The 23,258-nt window shown below is 57.9% G+C and carries 23 protein-coding genes; 14 read left to right on the plus strand and 9 right to left on the minus strand.

The window, feature by feature from the left end:
* Positions 1-13 precede the first annotated feature (13 nt).
* The 14 genes from SLH49_RS04545 (at position 14) to SLH49_RS04610 (ending at position 13,920) form a co-directional block, all read left to right on the plus strand.
* Positions 14-631 (plus strand): hypothetical protein, encoded by a 618-nt coding sequence (locus SLH49_RS04545; protein WP_320268515.1) that lies wholly within the window; start codon positions 14-16, stop codon positions 629-631.
* Positions 628-1,014: a tol-pal system-associated acyl-CoA thioesterase gene (ybgC, locus tag SLH49_RS04550; RefSeq protein ID WP_320267969.1), complete on the plus strand. Its 387-nt coding sequence runs from the start codon at positions 628-630 to the stop codon at positions 1,012-1,014. Before SLH49_RS04545 ends, ybgC begins: the two co-directional genes overlap by 4 nt.
* A 113-nt stretch (positions 1,015-1,127) precedes the next feature.
* Positions 1,128-1,802 (plus strand): protein TolQ, encoded by a 675-nt coding sequence (gene tolQ, locus SLH49_RS04555; RefSeq protein WP_320238060.1) that lies wholly within the window; start codon positions 1,128-1,130, stop codon positions 1,800-1,802.
* 1 nt (position 1,803) lies between these two features.
* A complete protein-coding gene (locus SLH49_RS04560; RefSeq protein ID WP_320238059.1) occupies positions 1,804-2,274 on the plus strand; it encodes an ExbD/TolR family protein in 471 nt (156 codons plus the stop codon).
* A 3-nt stretch (positions 2,275-2,277) separates the two neighbouring features.
* The gene (locus SLH49_RS04565) at positions 2,278-3,405 is read left to right on the plus strand and encodes an energy transducer TonB (RefSeq protein ID WP_320267970.1); all 1,128 of its coding nucleotides are present in this window, start codon (positions 2,278-2,280) and stop codon (positions 3,403-3,405) included.
* A 102-nt stretch (positions 3,406-3,507) separates the two neighbouring features.
* The gene (gene tolB / locus SLH49_RS04570; RefSeq protein ID WP_320267971.1) at positions 3,508-4,824 is read left to right on the plus strand and encodes a Tol-Pal system beta propeller repeat protein TolB; all 1,317 of its coding nucleotides are present in this window, start codon (positions 3,508-3,510) and stop codon (positions 4,822-4,824) included.
* 75 nt (positions 4,825-4,899) lie between these two features.
* The gene (gene pal / locus SLH49_RS04575) at positions 4,900-5,415 is read left to right on the plus strand and encodes a peptidoglycan-associated lipoprotein Pal (RefSeq protein WP_320238056.1); all 516 of its coding nucleotides are present in this window, start codon (positions 4,900-4,902) and stop codon (positions 5,413-5,415) included.
* 22 nt (positions 5,416-5,437) lie between these two features.
* The gene (ybgF, locus tag SLH49_RS04580; RefSeq protein WP_320267972.1) at positions 5,438-6,253 is read left to right on the plus strand and encodes a tol-pal system protein YbgF; all 816 of its coding nucleotides are present in this window, start codon (positions 5,438-5,440) and stop codon (positions 6,251-6,253) included.
* Positions 6,244-7,509 (plus strand): tRNA lysidine(34) synthetase TilS, encoded by a 1,266-nt coding sequence (tilS, locus tag SLH49_RS04585; RefSeq protein WP_320267973.1) that lies wholly within the window; start codon positions 6,244-6,246, stop codon positions 7,507-7,509. The genes ybgF and tilS overlap by 10 nt, the downstream gene beginning before the upstream one ends.
* A 104-nt stretch (positions 7,510-7,613) precedes the next feature.
* Positions 7,614-9,512 carry an ATP-dependent zinc metalloprotease FtsH gene (ftsH, locus tag SLH49_RS04590; RefSeq protein WP_320268516.1) on the plus strand — a complete coding sequence of 633 codons (1,899 nt, stop codon included), beginning with the start codon at positions 7,614-7,616 and terminating at the stop codon, positions 9,510-9,512.
* 207 nt (positions 9,513-9,719) lie between these two features.
* On the plus strand, positions 9,720-10,298 hold the full coding sequence (locus SLH49_RS04595; RefSeq protein WP_320267974.1) for an MOSC domain-containing protein: 579 nt from the start codon (positions 9,720-9,722) through the stop codon (positions 10,296-10,298).
* A 144-nt stretch (positions 10,299-10,442) separates the two neighbouring features.
* Complete coding sequence (locus tag SLH49_RS04600) at positions 10,443-12,119, plus strand: formate--tetrahydrofolate ligase (protein WP_320267975.1); 1,677 nt, start codon at positions 10,443-10,445, stop codon at positions 12,117-12,119.
* 102 nt (positions 12,120-12,221) lie between these two features.
* The gene (gene folD / locus SLH49_RS04605; RefSeq protein WP_320267976.1) at positions 12,222-13,115 is read left to right on the plus strand and encodes a bifunctional methylenetetrahydrofolate dehydrogenase/methenyltetrahydrofolate cyclohydrolase FolD; all 894 of its coding nucleotides are present in this window, start codon (positions 12,222-12,224) and stop codon (positions 13,113-13,115) included.
* Between the two features lie 121 nt (positions 13,116-13,236).
* Positions 13,237-13,920: a LytTR family DNA-binding domain-containing protein gene (locus SLH49_RS04610; RefSeq protein WP_320267977.1), complete on the plus strand. Its 684-nt coding sequence runs from the start codon at positions 13,237-13,239 to the stop codon at positions 13,918-13,920.
* Here SLH49_RS04610 and pdeM read toward each other — a convergent pair.
* The 9 genes from pdeM to SLH49_RS04655 all read right to left on the minus strand — a co-directional run bounded on the left by pdeM (position 13,874) and on the right by SLH49_RS04655 (position 23,257).
* Positions 13,874-14,557: a ligase-associated DNA damage response endonuclease PdeM gene (gene pdeM / locus SLH49_RS04615; protein ID WP_320268517.1), complete on the minus strand. Its 684-nt coding sequence runs from the start codon at positions 14,555-14,557 to the stop codon at positions 13,874-13,876. The two genes, SLH49_RS04610 and pdeM, sit on opposite strands and share 47 nt — an antisense overlap.
* A gap of 39 nt (positions 14,558-14,596) precedes the next feature.
* The gene (locus tag SLH49_RS04620) at positions 14,597-16,996 is read right to left on the minus strand and encodes a ligase-associated DNA damage response DEXH box helicase (RefSeq protein ID WP_320267978.1); all 2,400 of its coding nucleotides are present in this window, start codon (positions 16,994-16,996) and stop codon (positions 14,597-14,599) included.
* Positions 16,997-17,026: 30 nt separating this feature from the next.
* The gene (locus tag SLH49_RS04625; RefSeq protein WP_320267979.1) at positions 17,027-17,821 is read right to left on the minus strand and encodes an NAD(P)-dependent oxidoreductase; all 795 of its coding nucleotides are present in this window, start codon (positions 17,819-17,821) and stop codon (positions 17,027-17,029) included.
* A gap of 72 nt (positions 17,822-17,893) precedes the next feature.
* The gene (locus SLH49_RS04630) at positions 17,894-19,204 is read right to left on the minus strand and encodes an ATPase (protein WP_320238046.1); all 1,311 of its coding nucleotides are present in this window, start codon (positions 19,202-19,204) and stop codon (positions 17,894-17,896) included.
* 126 nt (positions 19,205-19,330) lie between these two features.
* Entirely contained in the window at positions 19,331-19,858 is a 528-nt protein-coding gene (locus SLH49_RS04635) for a prepilin peptidase (protein WP_320267980.1), read from the minus strand.
* Positions 19,859-19,867: 9 nt separating this feature from the next.
* On the minus strand, positions 19,868-20,719 hold the full coding sequence (locus tag SLH49_RS04640) for a hypothetical protein (RefSeq protein ID WP_320267981.1): 852 nt from the start codon (positions 20,717-20,719) through the stop codon (positions 19,868-19,870).
* Between the two features lie 27 nt (positions 20,720-20,746).
* Positions 20,747-21,307: a tetratricopeptide repeat protein gene (locus SLH49_RS04645; protein WP_320267982.1), complete on the minus strand. Its 561-nt coding sequence runs from the start codon at positions 21,305-21,307 to the stop codon at positions 20,747-20,749.
* Positions 21,308-21,319: 12 nt separating this feature from the next.
* Positions 21,320-22,282, minus strand: a complete 963-nt coding sequence (locus SLH49_RS04650) for a type II secretion system F family protein (protein WP_320267983.1) — start codon at positions 22,280-22,282, stop codon at positions 21,320-21,322.
* A 9-nt stretch (positions 22,283-22,291) separates the two neighbouring features.
* Entirely contained in the window at positions 22,292-23,257 is a 966-nt protein-coding gene (locus tag SLH49_RS04655) for a type II secretion system F family protein (protein ID WP_320267984.1), read from the minus strand.
* Position 23,258: the final 1 nt, after the last annotated feature.

The following is a 23,258-nucleotide window of genomic DNA, read 5'->3' on the forward strand; positions in this document are numbered from 1 at the left end:
TTTTGGCGAGATGATGAAAGATGTAGCGCCTTTGTTCACCCGCGCTGACGGGAAGTATGTCTTTGCCCGCTGGGGCCGACCGATTGTGCCGGTGGTTTTTGGTGTCGATGATGCGACCTTGGCCGTTTTCAAAGGGGCCATTGAGGCCGTCGTCACCCTCGCCAATCATCAGATGGCCGAAACCGATCCGGAATTGGGGGCCAATCTGATGGTATTTTTTTGCATCGATTGGGATGAACTGCCCGCAGTGCCGAACCTGGACCGACTGGTGCCTGATCTTTTGCCGCTCGTGGGGCGGCTGAAGTCGGCTGATGCCAATCAGTACCGGATCTTCCGGTTTGATGAAGGTGGCGCCATCCGCGCTGCATTCGTATTTCTGCGGATGGATGAGCATCTAAGCGCGGTTGGCGCGGACACGCTGGCCCTGTCTCAGGCCGTGCAGACGATCCTGCTTTGGTCCGACACGGCCTTCGATGAGATGCCGCCGCTTGCGATGATTGATGGCAAGGCCGTCTTGCGCCCAGAGATTGCCGATGTGATCCGCGCGGCTTATGACCCGGTGATGCCAGCCATGGCGCAGGATGCGAGCCATACGCTCAGATTAGAAGCACGGTTGACAAAACCATCATGACCCACACATTCCCCATCCGCGTCTATTATGAAGACACCGATCTCGCCGGGCTGGTCTATTATGCCAATTACCTGAAATTCATCGAACGCGCCCGCTCCGAATGGGTGCGGGAGATGGGGATCGATCAAGTGGAGATGAAGGCAGAGGGCTTTGTTTTTGCTGTCCGCCGGGTCGAGGCGGACTACATCGCGCCCGCGCATTACGATGATCAGCTTGTTGTCGAAAGCACGATGGATGCGATCACCGGTGCCCGCGTGGTCTTTCGTCAGGATGTAAAGCGCGGTGAGGCTTTGCTTTTTTCGGCCAATGTGACGGTCGTTTGCCTGACCACGCAGGGGGCAGTTGCGCGCCTGCCAGCGGCGATCCGCCGTTCGGTCCACTAAACCCACCGCTTTTTCGCAGATGTGATGCGGGATTGGTTGGATTTCCCCGTGCCGATGCTGTACGCTTCGCCGCAATATGAGCCTCAAACGAGGCCGACAGGCAGAGCAGGTCAATGGAAGCAGCACACGAATTCACCATGTGGGCGCTCTTCGCGCGCGCCACGATCACTGTCAAAATCGTCATGATCATGCTGGTCGTCGCGTCCATCTGGACCTGGGCCGTGATCATCGACAAGACAATCCAGTATCGCAAGGCCCGGGCCGAGGCGGATATCTTTGACCGGTCGTTCTGGTCGGGTGATCCTTTGGACGGCCTTTATGCCAAGATCGGGCGCGATCCTGATGGACCGTCCGAGAAGATATTCGTTGCGGGCATGCAGGAATGGGAGCGATCGCATACCGATGATGGTGGGCTGATCGCGAATGCCACATCGCGGATCGACCGATCTATGGATGTAGCCATCGCAAAAGAAGCAGGGCGTCTGCAGAAAAGCCTGCCGATTTTGGCGACGGTTGGGTCAACCGCACCCTTCGTAGGCCTTTTCGGCACCGTTTGGGGCATCATGAACGCGTTTATCGAGATTGCAGAGGCGCAAACCACCAATCTGGCCGTTGTCGCCCCAGGTATTGCTGAGGCGCTGCTGGCCACGGGGCTTGGGCTGCTCGCCGCGATCCCGGCGGTGATATACTATAACAAGCTTAGCTCTGATAGTGATGCTATTGTGAGCGGGTACGAGGCCTTTGCCGATGAGTTCGCCACGATTTTGAGCAGGCAGTTGGACAGCTGACATGGGTGCGGGCGTCATGAATTCAGGCGGGGACGGGGGCAGACGCGGTCGCCGCCGGTCGCGCCGCGGTAAGCCAATGTCAGAGATCAATGTCACCCCGTTTGTCGACGTGATGATGGTGCTCTTGATCATCTTCATGGTGGCGGCGCCCTTGTCGGTCGTCGGTGTGCCGGTGGAATTGCCGGAAACGGCGGCGACCGCCCTTCCGGGGGATGAAGAAGAGCCGCTGACCGTCACGATCACCAATGATGGCCGCGTGATGATCCAGGAAACGGATGTGGAAGAGGCGCAACTCGTCGCGCGGCTGCAAGCGATTGCGGCGGAACGGACCAGTGACAAGATCTTCCTGCGCGCCGATGGCCGCAACGACTGGAACCGCGTGGCCGAGATTATGGGCCTTCTGAATGCCGGTGGCTTTTCGGATATCGGACTCGTGACGGATGTCGCCCCAGTGGACGGCGCTGACGGCTAGGCGATGTGGAGCCCCGGCACCTATATTTCGGGCATCGGCCATGCGGGGCTGATCACGCTCTTTATCCTCGGCTGGGGTTTTCAGTCAGAGCCGCTGGTGTTTGAGGATATCTCGGTCTCCGTGCTGAGCGGTGAGGAGTTTGAGCAGTTACGCGCGGGATCGACGCCCGAACCGGGCGAGGCAGAGCCGATGGCGCCGGTGGCACCTGTGATTGATGAAACACTGCCACCACCGCCCGTTGAAGACACACCACCCGTTCCACCGCAGCCACCCCAACCGGTCGAACCGCCACCCAGCGAGGCACCACCGCCGCAACCGCCTGCACCGGTCGAGACGGATGTGGCCGACGCGCCTCCCGCAGTTCCTGCACCGCCACCACCGCCACCTCCGACCCCAGATGTGGAGGTGAGCGATGAACCAACACCGCCACAGGCGGATCGGATCACGTCAACCCCATCCCAACCGCCCCCGCCCGATGCGCGGGTGGATGACGTGGTGCGCGAGGAAGTTGTGCCCGACGATACGGCGGAGGCAGAGGTCGTTGAGGATGAGCAGGAGCCAACAGCACCTCCCGAATCCGAAACACAAATCGGGATCGCCGATCTGGCACCAACAACCTCTCTACGTCCTGTTGCCCGCCCCAGCCGCCCGGCACCTCCGGTTGAGGAGCCTGAGCAGACAGCAGAGGTGGAAACAGACCCCGCGCCACCAACTGACGGTCAGTCTGTCGAAGAGCTGCTGGCAGATTTGGACCTTTCAGAAGAAACGGAGACTTCGACAGAGCCGCCAGCACTGCAACGCGGGGATGCACTAACGGGGTTGGAAGAATCAAGCTTTCGTCTTGCGGTCAGCGCATGCTGGGTCGTTGATAATGGTGCCCCTTCCGCAAACGTGACCGTCGAGGTTGGCTTCAGTCTGGATCGGAATGGGCAGGTCGTTGGTGGTGACGTGCGTTTGATCTCGGCCTCCGGTGGTGATGATCGCGCCAGACAGGCGGCCTTCGACGCGGCACGCCGCGCCATCCTGCGCTGCTCTTTCGAAGGCGGCGGCTATAACCTGCCGCCGGAGAAATATGAGTGGTGGAAGGATGTGGAACTTACATTTGATCCCAGCACAATGCGACTACGATAGGCAAAGACACGCGTAGGTGAGGTGAAATCGTTTCATCTGCCTGCTAAGAAGAAAAGGTAAACGCGTTTCGGGACGAACCCGGACAGGCGGAGTGAGGCGAAGATGATGAGACGTATTCTGGCATTTCTGGTGGTGCTGCTACTCGCGGTTCCGGCCGTGGCGCAAAACGGCCCCTTACGGTTGACGATCACCGATGGCGTGATCGAACCGATCACTTTTGCGGTGCCGAGTTTCGAGGCGGAAAGCCCGCAGGCGCAGCAGGTGGCCTCTGATCTCTCCCGCCTTGTGGTGCAGGACCTTGCGGGGACTGGTCTGTTCCGCGAAGTGCCAGCAACGGCCTTTATCTCTCAGGTGTCCTCTTTCGCGCAGCCCATCGCCTTTCCTGATTGGCGCGCGATCAACGCGCAGGCCCTGATCACCGGGGCGGTGACTGTCAGCGGACAGCAACTGGTCGTCAAATTCCGCCTTTATGATGTGTTCTCAGGCCAGGAACTGGGTGAGGGTTTGCAGTTTGCAGGCACCATCGCGGGCTGGCGGCGCATGGGGCACAAGGTGGCAGACGCCGTCTATAGCCGGATCACGGGTGAAGGTGGCTATTTCGACAGCCGTGTCGTCTTTGTCTCGGAAAGCGGACCCAAGGATAACCGGCTGAAGCGTCTGGCCGTCATGGATTATGACGGGGCGAATGTGCAGTTTCTGACCGACAGCAGCAGTATCGTGCTCGCCCCGCGGTTTTCGCCTAACGGGGACCGGGTGCTTTATACAAGCTTTGAGTCCGGCTTTCCCCGGATCAACGTGCTCAACGTGGCCAATGTGGGCCGCCAGCAATTGACGACAGCACCGGGTGAGATGGCGTTCTCCCCACGATTTTCACGCGATGGCCGTTCGGTCATCTATAGCCTTTCAAATGGGGGCAACACGGATATCTACCGCACCGATCTCGGCTCCGGGCAGAGCTTACGCCTGACCTCGGCCCCTTCGATTGAAACGGCGCCCAGCCTTTCACCCGATGGCAGCCAGATCGTCTTTGAAAGCGACCGTTCGGGCACACAGCAGCTTTATATCATGTCCGCCAATGGTGGTGAGGCGCGGCGGATTTCCTTTGGCGAAGGGCGTTATGGCACGCCCGTCTGGTCGCCACGCGGTGATCTTGTGGCCTTCACCAAGCAGAATGCGGGCCGGTTCCATATCGGCGTGATGCGCACGGATGGCTCGGAAGAGCGTTTGCTGACCTCATCCTTCCTTGATGAAGGGCCCACATGGTCGCCCAACGGTCGCGTCATCATGTTCAGCCGTGAAACCCAAGGGGCCGGTGGGACATCGACCCTTTACTCCGTCGATATTTCGGGGCGAAACCTGAAAGCAGTGCCCATTCAGGGCGGCGGCTCGGACCCGTCATGGGGGCCATTGCAGCCGTAACGATGTGTGATTACCCATAGCCAAAAGCCATGCTATAGTGCGCCAAAACGAGCAGATAACAACAGGAACAAACGGATGAACATTCTCAAAAAGGTGGCGGTTTTGCTTTTGGTTCTGGCCACGGCGGCCTGTACCAACCCGGACCGTTTTGGCGGCGGCGCGGGTGGTGCTGGCGGCGCTGGTGCCGATGGCGGTTTGGCCGGTTCGGCCAGTGACCCGGCAAGCCCGCAATTCTTCAACCAGACGATTGGGGATCGCGTCCTCTTTGCAGTGGATCAATCCACCATCACCGATCAGGGCAAATCCATCTTGGATGGCCAAGCGCAATGGCTGATGACGAACACCGATTATCGTGCCGTGATTGAGGGCCATGCTGATGAGCAAGGCACGCGTGAATACAACCTCGCCCTTGGCTTCCGCCGTGCAAATGCGGTGCGCGAATATTTGGTGTCGCGCGGTGTTCCTTCCAGCCGTCTGGAAGTCACAAGCTACGGCAAAGAGCGCCCGATTGAGGTCTGTTCGAACGAAAGCTGCTACGCGCAGAACCGTCGTGCGGTGACGGTGCTGTCATTCTCGGCTATCACAAGCTGATCAAGACCAAAGGAAGCCCAATATGCACCGCCTTGTCCTTGTCTGCGCCCTGCTGATGACTCCACTTCCTGCCTTGGCGCAGGATGAGACGCTGGCAGACATCCGACAACAATTGACGGTGCTTTATGTAGATGTGCAGCGGTTGCGCCGGGAATTGTCCACGACTGGTGGGTTGAATTCCGGCGTCGTCGGGAACACGCCGCTCGACCGGCTCAATGCGATTGAGGCGGAGTTGCAGCGCCTGACGTCCAAATCCGAAGAGTTGGAGTTCCGGATCAACCGCATCACAGTCGATGGGACCAACCGCATTGGAGATCTCGAGTTCCGTCTTTGTGAGTTGGAAAGCGATTGTGACATCGGCCAATTAGGTGACACACCGTCGTTGGGCGGTGTGGATAATGGCGCGGACGTGCCCGCCGCCAACCCACCCCCGGCAACAGGCGGCCCCGCCTTGGCCGTTGGCGAACAGGGCGACTTTGAGCGGGCGCAGGAGGCGCTCGCCGCCGGTGACTTTCGCAGCGCCGTTGACCAGCTTGCGTCCTTTGGCACGACCTACCCGGGCAGCCCGCTGATGGCGCAGGCGAATTATTTGCGTGGTGAAGCTCTTGAGGGGCTGGGCAACTTCACCGATGCGGCCCGTGCCTACTTGGAGGCATTTTCGGGTGACCCGACGGGTGGCACGGCGCCCGACGCTTTGTTCAAGCTCGGCACAACGCTGGGGTCAATTGGACAGACCCAGGATGCTTGTCTGACCCTTGCCGAAGTGGGCGTGCGCTTTCCGGGCAACGCAGCCGTCTCAGATGCGCAGCTTGCGATGCAAAATCTGGGATGTCAGTAGCAGGCACCCCCCAATCAGAACTCAGCGATGACGATTTGCTCAACGCAGCGCGCGCCGCGTTTGATCCAGTGCTGCCCGCGCGCGTGGCCGTGGCAGTATCTGGCGGCGGAGATTCCATGGCGCTTTTGCAGGTGTTTGCCCAATTGGCGAAATCGGGTGACTTGGCGCTGGAGGCAGTGACCGTTGATCATCGATTGCGCCCCGAAGCAGCGAGCGAGATTGCATTGGTCGCTCGGACATGTGCTGACCTGGATGTTTCGCATAGTGTTTTGAACTGGGAGGGCTGGGATGGGGCGGGAAACCTCATGGCGGCGGCCCGCGATGCGCGGTATCGCCTGATCGCCGATTGGGCCGTTGCAAGCGGGGTGGATGCCATTGTGTTTGGTCATACGGCGGACGATGTGGCCGAGAACTTCCTGATCCGCCTTGCCCGGAAAGCGGGCCCCGATGGGCTATCCAAGATGGATGCGCGGTTTGATCGTTTTGGCGTCACCTGGGCCAGACCGTTCTTGGACTACAGCCGATCCGAATTGCGCTTTTACTTGCAGCGACACGGTATCGTCTGGGCCGAAGATCCGACCAATGAGGATGACAGTTTTGACCGTGCCCGCGCCCGCAAGGCCCTGAGTATCCTGTCTGATCTTGGTGTAACGGTCGATGCGATCAACAGTGTCAGTGGCGCGATGCGCAGTGCGCGAGTGGCGCTTGATCACTATGCGCAGATCGAGGCGCGACGCTACATCGTGCAAGAGGCGGGTGATCTGGTTCTGCGCCTCGGCCTGACGGGGCCGCTGCCGGCCGAGATCAAACGCCGCCTGTGGCGGGCGGCAATCCCGTGGATCAACGGGGCCGACTATCCACCAAGGCAAAGCGCGTTGTTTGATATCGTTGCGTCACTGCAAAGCGACGGCAGCGCCACAATGGGCGGCTGCCTGATCACCCGCAAAGCTGATGACTGGCGCATCACACGAGAATATAGTGCCGTGCGCGACTTGGTATGCAAAACAACAGAGCTTTGGGATGGTCGCTGGGCCATCGACGGACCCCATGACGATGCTTTGGTCGTAAGCGCCCTGGGCGACGGCATTCATCAATGCGCCGAATGGCGCGAGGTCGGTTTGCCGCGCACATCGCTGATTGCAACACCGGCCATTTGGGATGGCGATGAACTGATCGCCGCCCCTTTGGCCGGTTTACGTAACGGATGGTCCGCACAGATTGTCGCGGATTTTCATCAACATGCGTTTGCGCATTGAAGATTAACGTTTTGCCTCTATTTTAGATGAAACGCTTATGCGGCGACTCTGTCGTCTCATTTCCCGATATCAAAGGAGTTTTTCCCTTGGGCAACGCGCGTAACATGGTCTTTTGGGTCGTCCTGTTCCTGATGGTGCTGGCGCTGTTTAATCTTTTCAGCAGCCCTCCCGGATCAGCCAACTCAGAGGCTCGCAGCTATTCTGAATTTGTCGAAGCCGTCGAAGGTGGCCGCGTCACCAATGTGGTGATCGACGGCGAAAATGTACGCTTCGAAGAAGGCGGTCGCACCTATTCCACGATCATGCCGCAGGATGCAGAAGTCACCAACCTGCTGATCGATGCGGATGTTCCTGTGTCGGCTCGGAGCCAGGAAACCTCTGTTTTCCAATCCTTTATCGTCAGCTTGTTGCCGTTCCTCTTGCTGATTGGTGTCTGGATTTACTTCATGAACCGCATGCAGGGCGGTGGCAAGGGTGGTGCGATGGGCTTTGGCAAATCGCGGGCCAAGCTGCTGACCGAAAAGCACGGCCGCGTCACATTTGATGATGTGGCCGGCATTGATGAGGCGAAGGAAGAACTGGAAGAAATTGTAGAATTCCTGCGCAACCCGCAGAAGTTCAGCCGCTTGGGCGGTAAGATCCCGAAAGGCGCGTTGCTCGTAGGCCCTCCAGGTACCGGTAAGACGCTGCTGGCGCGCGCGATTGCGGGCGAGGCGGGTGTGCCGTTCTTTACGATTTCCGGTTCTGACTTTGTCGAAATGTTTGTGGGTGTCGGTGCATCACGTGTGCGCGACATGTTCGAACAGGCGAAAAAGAACGCGCCATGTATTGTCTTTATTGACGAGATTGATGCCGTTGGTCGGTCCCGCGGCGCGGGTTATGGCGGCGGTAACGACGAACGCGAACAAACGCTCAACCAGTTACTGGTTGAGATGGATGGTTTTGAAGCAAATGAAGGTGTGATCATCGTCGCTGCGACCAACCGTCGTGACGTTCTTGACCCTGCCTTGCTGCGCCCCGGTCGTTTCGACCGTCAGGTCACCGTGCCGAACCCCGACATCAAGGGTCGTGAAAAGATCCTCGGCGTGCATGCCCGCAAGATCCCTCTGGGTCCCGATGTTGACCTGCGCATCATCGCACGCGGCTCACCCGGCTTCTCCGGCGCTGACCTTGCCAACCTTGTAAACGAAGCTGCCTTGATGGCGGCGCGTGTTGGGCGGCGCTTTGTCACGATGGTCGATTTTGAGGCGGCCAAGGACAAGGTCATGATGGGGGCCGAGCGTCGGTCCATGGTCATGACCGCCGAACAAAAGGAAATGACGGCCTATCACGAGGCAGGCCATGCCATTGTGGGGATCACGCTGCCAAAATGTGACCCTGTCTATAAGGCAACGATTATCCCGCGCGGCGGTGCGCTGGGCATGGTGATGAGCCTGCCTGAGATGGATCGCCTGAACATGTTCAAGGACGAATGCCACCAACGTCTTGCGATGATGATGGCCGGCAAGGCGGCCGAGATCATCAAATATGGTGAAGACGAAGTCTCAAACGGCCCGGCTGGTGACATTCAGCAGGCCAGCCAGTTGGCGCGTGCCATGGTTCTTCGATGGGGCATGTCTGAAAAGGTCGGCAATATCGACTACGCCGAGGCACATGAAGGCTATCAGGGCAATACAGCTGGTCTGTCGGTCTCTGCCAGTACCAAGGAGTTGATTGAGGACGAGGTGCGCAGCTTTATCCAGCAAGGCTATGAGCGTGCGCGTGAGATCATTCTGGAACGAAATGAAGAGTTCGAGCGTTTGGCGCAAGGCCTGCTGGAATATGAGACCCTTACCGGTGACGAGATTGAGCGTGTAATCCGTGGTGAGCCACCACAAGCAGGCGACGATGCCGATGAGACACCACCATCTGGTGGCACACCGTCAGTCACGGCCATTCCGAAAACCAAACCGAAAAAGCCGCGCGAACCTGATGCGGGGCTCGAACCAGAGCCATCAGTTTGACAATAAGACGCCGCCCAACAGGGCGGCGTTTTCGTTTGAGACGATCAGCATCGTTTGGCGCATTCTTTGCGTTGGGAGAAGCACCGACTGATTTGATAAATCCACAAAGTTGCCGCGACTGCTTGCCTATCGGGATTGGTGCTGGCACGACTGGCGCGAACAGGCTGGTGCGCATACGCAAAGCCGGATGCTTCAAAAGGATTTGTGATGCCCGCACTCGTGCAGACCGAGATTACTGGTGAAGTCACGTGGATCGGTTTGGTGCCGGATCGCGATGCATCTCTCAAATCGCGGGCCATAACGTCGGCACAACTGACATTTGCAGGCATCCCGGGTGAGGCTCATGGCGGGTTGAACCGGCCATCATGCTCACGTGTGGTCAGCCAATATCCGAAGGGGACGGAGATTCGGAATGTACGACAGCTCTCGGTCTTGTCAGCGGAAGAACTGGCGGAGATTGCAGATGCCTGCGGCCTCGCCGCGCTTGACCCGGCCATGGCCGGAGCATCACTTGTTATCAGTGGCATTCCCGACTTCACCCATGTGCCCCCGTCCTCGCGGCTGCAATTCGCATCTGGGGCGACCATCGTTGTTGATATGGAAAACCGTCCTTGCCATTTGCCTGCCAAGGTCATCAACGCCGACCACCCGGGCGCTGGCGACAAGTTTAAGGCGGCGGCAAAGGACAAGCGCGGCGTGACGGCCTGGGTCGAGCGGGAAGGGGCTGTGCAAGTCGGCGACAGCGTGCGACTGCATGTGCCCGACCAACGCGCATGGCGCCCATAGGTTTCCAATCCGAAACGGCTTTGGTCTGCACCGCCGATTCCGGGACCGAAAATGTCGCAATCACGGTGCATGTCGCCCCGCACGACGGATAGAAGCATCCACAAGAGCGACGTGGCATTTGCCCCAAAGTCAGGGAAGGCTTTCATGGAATACAAGTCCGATATCGAGATCGCGCGCGCGGCGCAAAAACGTCCCATTCAAGAGATCGGCGCCAAGCTGGGCATCGAAAGCGACGATCTGCTCCCTTATGGCCACGACAAGGCCAAGGTGAGCCAGCGTTTGATCGACAGCGTGCAGGATCGGCCCGATGGCAAGCTGGTCCTTGTGACTGCGATCAACCCGACCCCCGCAGGTGAAGGAAAGACGACCACGACGGTGGGTTTGGGTGACGGTTTGAATGCGATTGGAAGGAAGGCGGCGATCTGTATCCGTGAGGCTTCGCTCGGCCCTTGTTTCGGCATGAAGGGCGGTGCCGCCGGTGGTGGCTACGCGCAGGTGGTGCCGATGGAGGATATGAACCTGCACTTCACCGGCGACTTTCACGCGATCACCAGTGCGCATAACCTGCTGTCGGCGATGATCGACAACCATATCTATTGGGGCAATGCACTGGAAATCGATATCCGTCGCGTGACCTGGCGGCGCGTGCTTGACATGAACGACCGCGCCTTACGCCAGATTACGACCTCCTTGGGAGGTGTGGCGAATGGTTTCCCGCGCGAAGCTGGCTTCGACATAACCGTGGCGTCTGAGGTCATGGCGATCCTGTGTCTTGCGCGCAATCTGCAAGACCTGCAAAAGCGGCTTGGCGATATCATCGTGGCCTACCGCCGCGATCGCAGCCCGGTCTATTGCCGCGACATCAAGGCCGACGGCGCGATGACGGTGCTGTTGAAAGATGCGATGCAGCCCAATCTCGTACAGACGCTGGAAAACAATCCGGCCTTTGTCCATGGTGGGCCGTTTGCGAATATCGCACATGGCTGCAACTCGGTCACGGCCACGACCACGGCGCTGAAACTCGCGGATTATGTGGTGACCGAGGCCGGCTTTGGGGCCGATCTAGGTGCCGAGAAGTTCATGAACATCAAATGCCGCAAGGCGGGTCTTGCCCCGTCCTGCGTCGTGGTCGTGGCCACGGTGCGGGCAATGAAGATGAATGGTGGTGTCGCCAAGGCCGATTTGGGGGCCGAGAATGTGGAGGCCGTGAATGCGGGCTGCGCAAATTTGGGCCGTCATATTGAGAATGTGAAATCCTTTGGGGTGCCGGTGGTCGTGGCGATCAACCATTTCGTGACGGATACGGATGCGGAAGTTGATGCGGTCAAAGCTTACGTCGCCACGCAGGGTGCTGAGGCCATCCTGTGCAAGCATTGGGCGTTGGGCTCGGAAGGCACCAAGGCGCTGGCCACCCGTGTGGCCGAGATTGCAGATGCGGATGAGGCGAATTTCGCGCCGATCTATCCTGATGATATGCGTCTTTTTGAGAAGATCGAGACGATTGCCAAACGCATCTACCGCGCCGATGAGGTGATCGCTGACAGCAAGATCCGCGATCAGCTCAAAGCATGGGAAGAGCAGGGCTATGGAGAATTGCCGGTTTGCATGGCTAAGACGCAGTACAGTTTTACGACCGATCCGAACCTGCGCGGCGCGCCCACGGGGCATGCCGTCCCGATCCGCGAAGTCCGGCTGAGCGCCGGGGCAGGTTTTATCGTGGCGATCTGTGGTGAGATCATGACGATGCCGGGTCTGCCGCGTGTGCCGTCGGCAGAGGCGATTATGCTGAATAATGCAGGCCAGATTGAAGGGTTGTTCTAGGTCGGTTGGTACGACGCTCGTCCCGGGTATGCCCGGGACATCGCCCCGCCCACCCTCCCATTTGCCTCCGGCGGAGGTATTTTTGAACATGAGAAGAATGCGATGACAGCGACAGTGATTGACGGAAAGGCCTTCGCGGCCAAGGTGCGCGGGCAAGTTGGCGAACATGTTGCGCGCCTGAAGGAAGAGCAAGGTATCAAGCCGGGTCTGGCTGTAGTGCTTGTGGGCGAGGATCCTGCAAGCCAGGTTTATGTGCGCTCAAAAGGCAAGATGACGGTTGAGGTTGGCATGGCCTCTTTCACCCATCGTTTGGCGGCGGACACGTCCGAGGCGGATTTGCTGACGATGATTGATCAGTTGAACGCTGATCCGGCGGTGCATGGGATCCTTGTGCAATTGCCGCTGCCGGGCCATCTGGACAGCGATCTGGTGATCAACCGCATTGATCCGGCCAAGGATGTGGATGGCTTTCATATCTCGAATGTCGGGCTATTGGGGACCGGCCAGAAGTCGATGGTGCCATGCACGCCGCTCGGTTGTCTGATGATGTTGCGGGACCATCATGGGTCGCTTTCGGGCCTGCATGCGGTTGTGGTAGGGCGCTCCAACATTGTGGGCAAGCCTATGGCACAGCTTTTGCTTGGCGATAGCTGCACCGTTACGATTGCACATTCCCGAACCAAGGATTTGCCCGGAATGGTGAAACAGGCCGATATTGTGGTGGCTGCCGTCGGTCGTCCGCAGATGATCCCCGGCGACTGGATCAAGGAAGGTGCCACAATCATCGATGTTGGCATCAACCGCATTGACAAGCCGGATGGCGGCACCCGTCTGGTCGGTGATGTCGACTACGACAGTTGTGCCGCTGTTGCAGGGGCGATTACGCCGGTGCCGGGCGGGGTTGGACCGATGACAATCGCCTGCCTTTTGGCGAATACTGTGACTGCCTGCTGCCGTGCGCATGGGTTGTCCGAGCCCGAGGGTCTGACTGCTTGACCAGACGTCAACCAATACACCCTAACGTTGTTCGGTGAGGTTTCGTTCGCTATGAAAACGTATGCAAGGTGCATTTCCGCCATCGAGAACATATACTTCATGGGGATTAAGGCTGCTTCTTTTGACGGGCGCTGCCATCATTTTTGCGCTATTGGGTCCGTTTGGCACCTATGAGGCACTGACACTCGCGGGCCGTTTTGTTTATTGGTTTATCTTGCTGGCTGCGGCCGATGTGTGCATTCGGCTTACCCACCGCATTGTGGAGCGTTATGGTGTGGTGAGCGGCCGGGCGGGGCGTTTGGCCCAATGTGCAATCTGTTTTACATTATTGTTTTCACCATCGGCATGGGCGCTGAGCAGCCTTTTCGACGGTGGGGTATGGGATTTGTCCGGTTTCATGATCTTTGCGGGCAATATCGGAGGACTTGCAGCCACGATGGGTGTGTTGACGTTCTTCTTTTGGGGCACGACGGAAGATGAAGTGAGCAGCCGTGCCCGGCTTTATGACCGTCTGCCGTTGCCGACCAATGCATCCATCATGCGCCTGACAGTGGATGATCATTATGTCGATGTTTATCTTGATGACGGCACCCGGCACCGCGTGCTGATGCGGCTGACGGATGCGATCCGCGAGATGGACGGCGCGCCGGGTTTTTGTACGCATCGGTCGCACTGGGTGTCGACCGAGCATATCACAAGCGCTGTCAAAGAGAAGAACCGCGAATTTGTCGTTTTGGCCGATGGCACGCAGGTGCCTGTCAGTAAGACCTACCGCGAAGATGTACTGGCTGCCGGGTTTCTGTAAGCGGCACGGCGATTGCCTTCTTGCCTGTCAGAACGGCCACGGCCTTCGGGCCAAAGAGCTTGCGCAAATCCGGCGCGTTGCAGGATAATCCGCCCGTATAAGCGCCGTAAGCTGGCAGGATCAAACGGTCCGTGTCATAGACAAAGGCTGGTCTGCTGCGCCCGGTGAGCCGATGTTTGGGGTGGTAATGCCCTGAAACTTCGGCCTTTTCCCGCGTGGCGATATGCCGGAAGGTAAGCGTGCCGATTTCGATCTGTGCCAGATGTGCGCCGCCCAGATCGACCGGGCCTGGGTCGTGGTTGCCCTCGATCCAGATCCATTCGCGTCCGGCCTGCAGCCCTGTCAGAAGAAGGCGCATGTCATCATTCAGGCTCTCAGCCGCATCAAGGTCATCAAAACTGTCGCCGAGGCAAATCAGCCTCTGCGGGTTCAGCCTGTGAATATCGTCCTGCAGTTTCTCCAGCGTTTGCTGCACCTCATAAGGCGGTAACATCAGCCCGCTACGGCGGGCGATCCGGTCAGATTTTCCCAGATGCAGGTCAGACACGCAGAGCGTGCGCTGATCGGGCAAGTAAAGTGCACCGGTAGGTAGGGCAGTACAACGGGTCCCGCAGAGGATGAAATTGTGGCCGTTCATGATCTGTTCTTTGGCGGATTGCGGGGCATCCATCAAGCTTTATTCCACGCCGATCTCGGCCAAGAGGCGTTCCGCCTCTTGCTCAAGCATTCGGTCCTGTGCTGCACCCGCAACCGCAATACGGCCTTGTTCCAAAAACATCGGCAACGATAGCGGCGTGACCCGGTCGAGTTTCATGTGATCGATATTGCCTGCTGTCCGCGCCAGCATCTCCTCGATTCGGCCGAAATCGACAAGGCCGCGCATCGCCTCTTCCCGGGTAATCTGCAGCATAAGGTGGTCGGGGTCGTATTTTGCTAGCGTATCGTAAAGGATGTCGGAGGAGAACGTAGCTTGCCGCCCGGTTTTGCGGCTTTGTGGCAGGTTCCGCTCGATCAGACCGGCAATGGTGGCTGCGGCGCGGAATGTCTTTTTCATCACCGCGTTGCCTGACAACCATGTTTCGAAATCAGCGCGCAGATTTGACGCCTGAAAAAGCGGGGCAGGATCGTGTACCGGCTCCAACCCCCAGACCAGCGTGGCGTAGTCGTTCGCGACAAAGCCCAGCGGGTCCAGCCCAAGCTCTTCCATCCGTTGGGTCAGAAGCATGCCGAGGGTCTGCATCGCATTGCGCCCGGCAAAGCCGTAGGCGCAGACATGGTGGCGGCCTTCATGGGGGAAGGTCTCGACCAGAATCCGGTCCGCCTCGGGCAGTTTTGAGACCGCACGGTGCAGGTGCAGCCATTCGGCTGTATGCACCGGCAGATCGGGCCAATCATCCTGCTTGAACATAGCTAAGATCCGCTGAGACAATTGGGTGGAATTGGCGAATTTGGTTCCCATGAAGGTGGCGATCTTTGGCGTCTTGTCGCCGCGCCGCGTGACCTGCACGGTCATTTCCTTCATGCTTTCGTAACGCACGACCTGCCCGCCGATCAGGAATGTATCTCCGGGGGTGAGTGTGGCCGCAAAGTTTTCTTCCACCTCACCCAACGGTTTGAAATTGCCCTTCATGCGGACCTTCAACGTGTCCGTGTCCTGGATCGTGCCGATATTCATCCGAATGCGCTGGGCTGCGCGCGGGTCGCGCAATTGCCACATGCCATCGGCGTTTTGCACCAGCCTTTTCCACTTGTCATAAGCACGCAGGGCGTAGCCGCCGGTGGCGCAGAATTCGAGGCAATCGTCAAACTCTGCACGGGTTAAGGTGCGGAAGCTGCCGACACTCTTCACCTCGGCAAAGAGCTGATCAGCGTCGAAAGGACCTGCACAAGCGGTGATCAGGATGTGTTGGCAGAGTACGTCGCGCGGTCCTGGCCCCTTGGGATCGCCGTCAAGATCGTGCGCTTTCACGGCGTCGAGGGCCGCGACGCATTCGACCACTTCAAACCGGTTTGCCGGGACCAGCAGCGCCTTCGAGGGCGCGTTGTAGCGGTGGTTGGCCCGCCCGATCCGCTGCACCAGCCGCTTTACATTCTTTGGTGCACCAACCTGTACAACCAGATCGACATCGCCCCAATCGATGCCCAGATCGAGGCTGCCGGTACAAACGACCGCGCGCAGATCACCATTCACCATCGCGGCCTCAACCCGTTCACGCTGTTCCCGCGCGAGGGAGCCGTGATGGATACCGATGGGCAGATCGTCGGTATTTGCAAGCCACAGATTGTGAAAGAAAATCTCGGCCTGGGCGCGCGTGTTGTGGAAGATCAGGGTGATCTTGTGCTTCTTGACCTCCTCGAGAACCGCCGGGATCGCGTACTTCGCGCCGCCACCGGTCCAAGGTGGTTTCTCGTCAGTCAACAGCATGGAAATGTCCGGGGCAGGTCCCGGATCAGCGTTGATAATCGCACAAGGGTCCGGTTGGCGCGAGAGTTCGGCGGCGATGGCGCCGGGATCTTCGACCGTGGCCGACAGCCCCACGCGCCGCAGATTAGGCGCAAGCGTCTGCAACCGACTGAGCGCCAGCATCAATTGATCGCCCCGTTTGCTTTCGCTGAGCGCGTGGATTTCATCGACAATGATCCGCTCCAGTCCCTTGAAGACGCGCGGCGCATCCTCGTAGCTGGTCAAGAGTGCGAGCGATTCTGGCGTGGTCAGCAGAATATGCGGCGGGTCTGCCCGCTGCCGCCGCTTTTGCGTGTAGGAGGTATCGCCGGTCCGGTCCTCAATCCGGATTTGCAGACCCATCTCGTCCACCGGTGTGCGCAGATTGCGCCGGATGTCGGCCGCCAGCGCCTTAAGCGGTGAGACATAGAGCGTGTGTAATCCGTCATGCGCACCCTCGCTGAGTTCGATCAGCGAAGGGAGAAAACCGGCGAGCGTCTTGCCGCCGCCTGTTGGTGCGATAAGCAAAAGGGCAGGTGCGCTCGCCTGATCCAGCATGGCTTGCTGATGAGGGTGAATGGCCCAACCGCGCCGTGCAAACCAGTCTTCAAAATGCGGGGGCAGGGCGGTCATGGGGCTAAACTGCCCCGCCGGTGCCGCGGGTCAAGACCCATTCGCAAGCCGCGACCGTGGTTTGAGATTGCGGATGGCGGTCCGGACCGCTTTGGGCAGGGCCGCATCATCCGTGGCCAGGTCCATTGCTGCGGTGACGTCCTTGACCAGAATGCCGATCGTATTGTCCGGTGCATAGCCGTCGCGCGCGAACTCAATTTCATCGAGCCCCGATGCTAGCCAGTTCTGGCCCGACGCAGTGTGAATGAGTTTGAGCAATCGATCCTCATCAAGGCCCGCCTCATCCGCCCAATCAAGCACCAGCCGGGTCATCGCGGTATGGGATGCGGCAAGCAGATTGTTGAGCACCTTGGCCGTCATGCCTGCGCCGAAGTCCCCCATCTGATGGACTTCTTGCCCCATTGCTTGCAGTAGCGGCTGCACCGCGGATATGTCACCACCGGTCATGAAGGTCAGCGTGCCAGCATCGGCTTTGATCTGCGCCCCGGACATAGGCGCGTCTGTCAGCGCGATATGATCGGGGATACGCTGTCGTAGACCGATGACATATTTGGGCGAAAGCGTAGAGCAGATGATGACATGTCGTAGCGACTTTGCCTGGCTGATCACGGCCTGATCGTCAAAAAGCAGAGTATCGGTTTCCGCCGCATCCCGCACAACGCTGATCAGCATTGTCAGCCCATCGCAAAACGCATCGATATCCGTTCCCACGCCGTCAATAGGCCGGATATCATAGCCACGCGCGTCAATCCCCGCCTTGCGCAGATTGGCGAGCATGCCGGTCCCCATCCGTCCGCAACCGGCCACACCGATGATCTCGTCCATGCCATTCCCCCAACAAAAAACCTCCCGCCAGATTAGGGGGAGGTTTTTGAATTTGGAATGTCGGGAAGCCGTTTAGTGAATGATATCCTCTTCCTTCACGAACATGTTCGCCCAGGCGCGGTCGATCAGTTCGGGCGACATCTGGTAGGGAATGCCCTCAAATTCGCAGATCGAGATCATCTGATCGATCAGGAAGATCGGCTGATAGTTCGCATAGACACTGTCGATTTCGGGGTAGCGCACGTTCAAGAGATGCACGAGCGTCTCTTCGTCCAGCGGCATCTTCCGCTTGCGCGCGACCATGGCAAAGATTTTGAGGAAGTCTTCCTGGTTCGGGCCGTCGATCTTGATCTTGTAAAAGATGCGGCGCAAGGCGGCTTTGTCGAAGATCGCGTTCGGGTGGAAGTTAGTCGAGAAGACGACCAGCGTGTCAAACGGAACCTCGAATTTTTCACCGGATTGCAGTGCAAGGATATCCTTGCTTTCTTCCAGCGGAACAATCCAGCGGTTCACAAGGGTCTGGGGCGGTTCGGCCTGACGGCCAAGGTCGTCCACGATAAAGATGCCGCCGGTGGATTTCAGCTGCAGCGGTGCCTGATAGGTCCGCGCGGTTGGGTTGTATACCAGATCGAGCATCGATAGTGACAATTCACCACCCGTGATCACCGTGGGCCGTTCGCAGCGGACATAGCGCGTATCGAACCGACCAGAGGTGCGGCGCAGGCTGTTGGGGTCGTCCACGTCTTCCTCGGCGGCGCTGTGTACAATCGGGTCGTAAACCGTGATCACCTGACCGGAATACTCGATAGCACGTGGTACGTAGATCTTATCACCCAGTGCGTCACGAATACCGTTCGAGATCGAGGATTTCCCGTTACCGGGTGGGCCATACATCAGGATCGAACGACCCGCGCTGACCGCAGGACCGAGATTCGACAAGAGGTCATCCGGCAGAACCAGATGACCCATCGCCGTTTGCAACTGATCGCGGGTGATCTGAATGTTGCGGATCGACTGCCGCTGGATCTGTTCGCGATAGATCTCAAGCGGGACAGGCATCGCACCATAGTATTCGGACTGGGCGAGCGCGTCCAAGGCGCGGGCACGGCCCGCATCGGTCAGCTGATAACCCATCTCGTTGCCGCTATTGGCGTTCAACGTACCGGTCGCCTCAAGCAAGCGCTGGCCGCGGGCCATATCGACAAGCTCTTGCGTCACGGGGATCGGCAGGCAGATGGCGCGGCTGATGACCGAGACCAGATCAAGGTTCATGCGGAACATCGTCTTGATCAGGATGTCGCGCATCATCGCCATCGGCAACAGCATCCCTTCAAGGCTACGCGGTGCTGGGGGTGCCATCACGGAGGAGGTTTGAACGTTCATAATCGACCCACCTGTCAATCAAATGATCACGTACCGAGGCATGCTGCGGCGTTACATTTTCACAATACAGCCTATTGTGGCTAAATAGTGAATAAAGATGTTCCTGTATGAGGCATTGCTGCAGCCTCAGCGATATACCGCCACCAAAATCAAATAGAATAAGAGCGTCATACTCAGCACCAGGCCTTTGGGGAAGGCAAGATCAAGCCCGAAAAGCCCCCCGCGCAGATCGCTGCGACGTGCGGTCCAGCTTTCCCAATCCGGCGCAAGCCTGCGCAACGGTGTGAAGCGAAAAAGGCTGTGTGTGATGACGCCTGCAAAGGCGGCGGCGGTAAAGACCATCAAGATCAGGAACCAATCGGCGACCGCGAAATAGGGCGACATGGCGGCATACATCTTGGCGTCACCCCCGCCCATCAACCGCAAGGCCCAGAGCGCCATACCGATTACCAACACGATGGGGCCGTGTAAGAGGTGCCAGAAGTAGTCGGGAAACCCTAGAGCGAAGGGGCCGGTCACGACAAAGGCTGCAAAAAGAACCATCATCGATTGGTTCGTGATCTTCATGCGCTTCATGTCGCTCCACGACACGAAAATCGCGATTGGGATGACGACAGGAAGAAACCAGTACGCTGCCGCTGCCGTCAAACCCATTTGTTGGTCTTACGCGTTGTTTTCCAGTGCTTCGAGCGCGCGGACAGCAGGCTCAAAATACTGGGGATGCGTTTCGATCGCCTCATTCAGGAGCGACTTGCCGATCGTGATATCGTTTTGTTTAATCGCGGCCAGAGCCATTGTGTGCAAGAGTTGCGCACGCTCGACCTGAGTCATCCGCACGACGGGCAACGTGTATTCGCGCTGCGCCCCACGGGCGAGAACCAGATTGTTTTTAGCCGTAAACAGGTCATCGTTAAAGCGGAGTGCGTCGATGAAATGCCGCTCCGCCCCGGAATAGTCGCCGCGGGTCAGCTTTGAATAGCCCCAGTTATTGTAAACGGAAGCAGGCCTTGTCGTCAGACCCACGGCAATCTCATAGAAACTGTCGGCCTTCTCCCATTGCTGGCGGCTGTCTGCTACCATCGCTTCAAGCCGGTAGCGTTTGAATGTCTCGTAGGTGGGTGGGATAGTGTTCAACGCAGCGGCGGCGTCATCCCATTCATTTGCGCGAATGTAGGCGTCGGCCAGTTCAACGCGATCTTCATTAGTGGATTCACCATGAGCGACAACCACCTGCCATGCCGCGATCCCCTCTTGTGGCCGTTTGGCTCGGATAAGTGATTTGGCCAATCCACGCTGCAGATCAATACGACCGGGGTCGTTTGCGTTGGCGCCAGCAAAGTAGTTAACGGCCTCGTTGGGGTCACCAACCGTAAGCATCACCTCATTGAGATTGCTCTCATCAACAACGTTTAGGTTCTGCAGGGCGCGTTCGACTTCTGCTTCCGGATTGGGTTGCGTACATGCGGCCAGCCCCAGAGCTGCCGCGCTCAGCGTCATGATGGTGATGTGGCGCATGTTTCTGCGTCCTTTTACTGCTCTTGCCTATAAGTCCGACGTGAGGGCGAAATCACCGGGACCGCGTCGGATCAGATTGAAGTTCTGATTTTGTTGTAACGCATTATTGTCCGGATTTTCCAATTTTGCGAGTGCTAAGCGCAAGTTGTCCCGAATTTCGTCCGAATTTCCGTTATCTGCGGCAAATGCGCGGCGGAAAACTTCGCTCGCTTCGGCGATTTGGCCTCTCTCCATGAGGATCACGCCCAAATTATTCCAAGCTGGTGGGAATGTCGGGTCCTCGGCGACCGCACGGCGCAGCCATTCCTCGGCCTGGCCTAGCCGGCCGAGGTTCAGATTGGCCGAGCCGATGGCCGACATTGTATCAACGTTCAGACCTTGTTGCAGCGCGGCGCGATTGTAAGCTTTTAGTGCGAGTTCGTATTCCCCGGCATCCATCAGGCGATGACCGACGACTAGGTTATCCTCGACGCTGGGTCCTGCAACGCCCGGCGCAAACACACCATCCGTCGAACGATTAAGGCCGCCCGTTTCGCAGGCGGCCAAGATAAATAGGAAAAGGCCCCATATGGCCCGTGTGACATCCATGGTCTGTCTTACTTAGGCCAGATTGATGACGATGGCGTAGATCGAGGGGCCAATCAGGATGACCATTAATGGGGGCACAGTCAGCATCATAGTCGCAAGGGTCATTTTCGTGGGCAACTTGTTCGCCGCCTCCTCGGCCCGCATCACGCGCTTGTCGCGCATCTCTGACGAATAGACCCGCAACGCATCAGCAATTGATGTACCAAATTGCTGTGATTGGATCATCACCGTCACAAAACTCGTAATGTCTGGTACACCACAACGCTCCGACATATCCCGCAGGACGGTATTTTTATCCTTGCCCGCTTTGACTTCCTGACTGACGATTTCGAACTCGTCCGCCAAATCAGGGAAACCGGCACGCAATTCCTGCGATACGCGTACGATGGATTGGTCCAGAGACTGACCCGCTTCCACACAGACCAGCAGCATGTCAAGGCTGTCGGGGAAACCATTTGTGATTTCTTGCTGACGGGTCGCTTTGCGGCGGGTGACCCAGTATTTTGGCAGAAAGTAGCCAATAATCCCGGGAATGCCGATCATCATGACAAGTTGCTGAGTCTCGACCGTTCCCTGCGACATCTTGACCAAAGCGTAAATTGTACCACCAACAAGACCGAAGATACCAAGGGCAAATTGCACGAAGTGGAAAATTCGCACAGCGTTGGGGCTGCGATAACCGGCCTGCATAAGGTTTAGTTTTGACGCGGAGTACTCTTCTTCGTTCTGCGGTTCGAGGAAATTGGAGTATCTTTCCAACTTGTCCTTACCGGACGCCGCTCGCAGGTTTTCGCCTTTGGATGTTTTCCCAACACTTGCCGAGTTGGACGCACGCAACTTGTCCAGTGGATCGACTTCGCGCTTGAGTAAGACAGGAAGGGTGATAAGGATCAGGAACACCCCGAGCAGGCCAACAATCATCAGGGGACCAAAAGGCCCCAGGACGTCGACTATCATGGTTTGAATAACTTCCATTGCGTTTCCTCAGACCTTAATGTTCACCAATGAACGCATAACGATGATATTGAGTACCAGAAAGGCTGCGATGACAAAGCAAGCCGGAATGAAGAGCGGACTTTCCATCACCTCATCAAAGTAATTCGGCTGGACAACGTTGATGCCGATTAGCGCCAGGATTGGGAAGGCCGACAAAAGATTGCCTGACCACTTTGCCTCTGCAGTGATTGCTTTCACCCGACGGAACAGGCGGAAGCGCGCGCGGATAACCTTTGCCAGACCGTCCAGGATCTCAGCAAGGTTACCGCCCGATGTTTGCTGGATGTTCACAGCAACCGCCAAAAAGCGCAAATCTTGGTTATCAAGCCGCTCTGCCATTGCTTTCAGTGTTTCGCCCATGTCACGTCCATAGGCTGCCTCATCCGAAACCATGCCCATCTCAGTACCCAATGGGTCAGGCACTTCACGAGCGACGATTGCTATTGCGTTTGAAAACGGATGGCCAACCCGCAGCGAACGTACCATCAGTTCAACCGCTTCAGGCAGCTGTTCGCCAATCATGGACATACGTTTGTTTGCTTTTGTGCTGATCCAAACATAAACGCCGCCAACACCCATCAACACAGAAACAAGAACGCGGATCGGCAGGCTGACTGCGGTCAGAATTGTCAGCATGCCAAAGGCCGCAGCACTTACAACCAGCATTAGCAGAATAATCTGCATGGGTGTAAACGCTATATTGGCCATTTGTGCCTTATTCGCCAGCATCGAATAGATCGGGATGCTTTGCGACCGCATATGCTGGGTCATCTCCTTGCGAAGCTGCTCCAGCACCTGTTCGCGGCTTCCACCTTTTTCGAGCATGTCGAGGCGGCGGTTCACCTTTCCGTCCATACTGATCGATTTGCCAAAGATCACCAGATAGGCGCCTTGGACCAGCGCCAGAACGGCGACGAAGATCAGGATGTAAATGATTGGTTCAGCAGATATCATC

This window comes from Cognatiyoonia sp. IB215446 (assembly GCF_033963825.1).
In the GTDB taxonomy this organism is placed as follows: Bacteria; Pseudomonadota; Alphaproteobacteria; order Rhodobacterales; family Rhodobacteraceae; genus Yoonia.

Excerpts from the sequence above, each read along its gene's own strand:
- SLH49_RS04545 (WP_320268515.1), top strand. The coding sequence starts at position 14 with ATGAAAGATGTAGCGCCTTTGTTCACCCGCGCTGACGGGAAGTATGTC.
- ybgC (WP_320267969.1), top strand. The coding sequence starts at position 628 with ATGACCCACACATTCCCCATCCGCGTCTATTATGAAGACACCGATCTC.
- tolQ (WP_320238060.1), top strand. The coding sequence starts at position 1,128 with ATGGAAGCAGCACACGAATTCACCATGTGGGCGCTCTTCGCGCGCGCC.
- SLH49_RS04560 (WP_320238059.1), top strand. The coding sequence starts at position 1,804 with ATGGGTGCGGGCGTCATGAATTCAGGCGGGGACGGGGGCAGACGCGGT.
- SLH49_RS04565 (WP_320267970.1), top strand. The coding sequence starts at position 2,278 with ATGTGGAGCCCCGGCACCTATATTTCGGGCATCGGCCATGCGGGGCTG.
- tolB (WP_320267971.1), top strand. The coding sequence starts at position 3,508 with ATGATGAGACGTATTCTGGCATTTCTGGTGGTGCTGCTACTCGCGGTT.
- pal (WP_320238056.1), top strand. The coding sequence starts at position 4,900 with ATGAACATTCTCAAAAAGGTGGCGGTTTTGCTTTTGGTTCTGGCCACG.
- ybgF (WP_320267972.1), top strand. The coding sequence starts at position 5,438 with ATGCACCGCCTTGTCCTTGTCTGCGCCCTGCTGATGACTCCACTTCCT.
- tilS (WP_320267973.1), top strand. The coding sequence starts at position 6,244 with ATGTCAGTAGCAGGCACCCCCCAATCAGAACTCAGCGATGACGATTTG.
- ftsH (WP_320268516.1), top strand. The coding sequence starts at position 7,614 with ATGGTCTTTTGGGTCGTCCTGTTCCTGATGGTGCTGGCGCTGTTTAAT.
- SLH49_RS04595 (WP_320267974.1), top strand. The coding sequence starts at position 9,720 with ATGCCCGCACTCGTGCAGACCGAGATTACTGGTGAAGTCACGTGGATC.
- SLH49_RS04600 (WP_320267975.1), top strand. The coding sequence starts at position 10,443 with ATGGAATACAAGTCCGATATCGAGATCGCGCGCGCGGCGCAAAAACGT.
- folD (WP_320267976.1), top strand. The coding sequence starts at position 12,222 with ATGACAGCGACAGTGATTGACGGAAAGGCCTTCGCGGCCAAGGTGCGC.
- pdeM (WP_320268517.1), bottom strand. The coding sequence starts at position 14,557 with ATGAACGGCCACAATTTCATCCTCTGCGGGACCCGTTGTACTGCCCTA.
- SLH49_RS04620 (WP_320267978.1), bottom strand. The coding sequence starts at position 16,996 with ATGACCGCCCTGCCCCCGCATTTTGAAGACTGGTTTGCACGGCGCGGT.
- SLH49_RS04625 (WP_320267979.1), bottom strand. The coding sequence starts at position 17,821 with ATGGACGAGATCATCGGTGTGGCCGGTTGCGGACGGATGGGGACCGGC.
- SLH49_RS04630 (WP_320238046.1), bottom strand. The coding sequence starts at position 19,204 with ATGAACGTTCAAACCTCCTCCGTGATGGCACCCCCAGCACCGCGTAGC.
- SLH49_RS04635 (WP_320267980.1), bottom strand. The coding sequence starts at position 19,858 with ATGGGTTTGACGGCAGCGGCAGCGTACTGGTTTCTTCCTGTCGTCATC.
- SLH49_RS04640 (WP_320267981.1), bottom strand. The coding sequence starts at position 20,719 with ATGCGCCACATCACCATCATGACGCTGAGCGCGGCAGCTCTGGGGCTG.
- SLH49_RS04645 (WP_320267982.1), bottom strand. The coding sequence starts at position 21,307 with ATGGATGTCACACGGGCCATATGGGGCCTTTTCCTATTTATCTTGGCC.
- SLH49_RS04650 (WP_320267983.1), bottom strand. The coding sequence starts at position 22,282 with ATGGAAGTTATTCAAACCATGATAGTCGACGTCCTGGGGCCTTTTGGT.
- SLH49_RS04655 (WP_320267984.1), bottom strand. The coding sequence starts at position 23,257 with ATGATATCTGCTGAACCAATCATTTACATCCTGATCTTCGTCGCCGTT.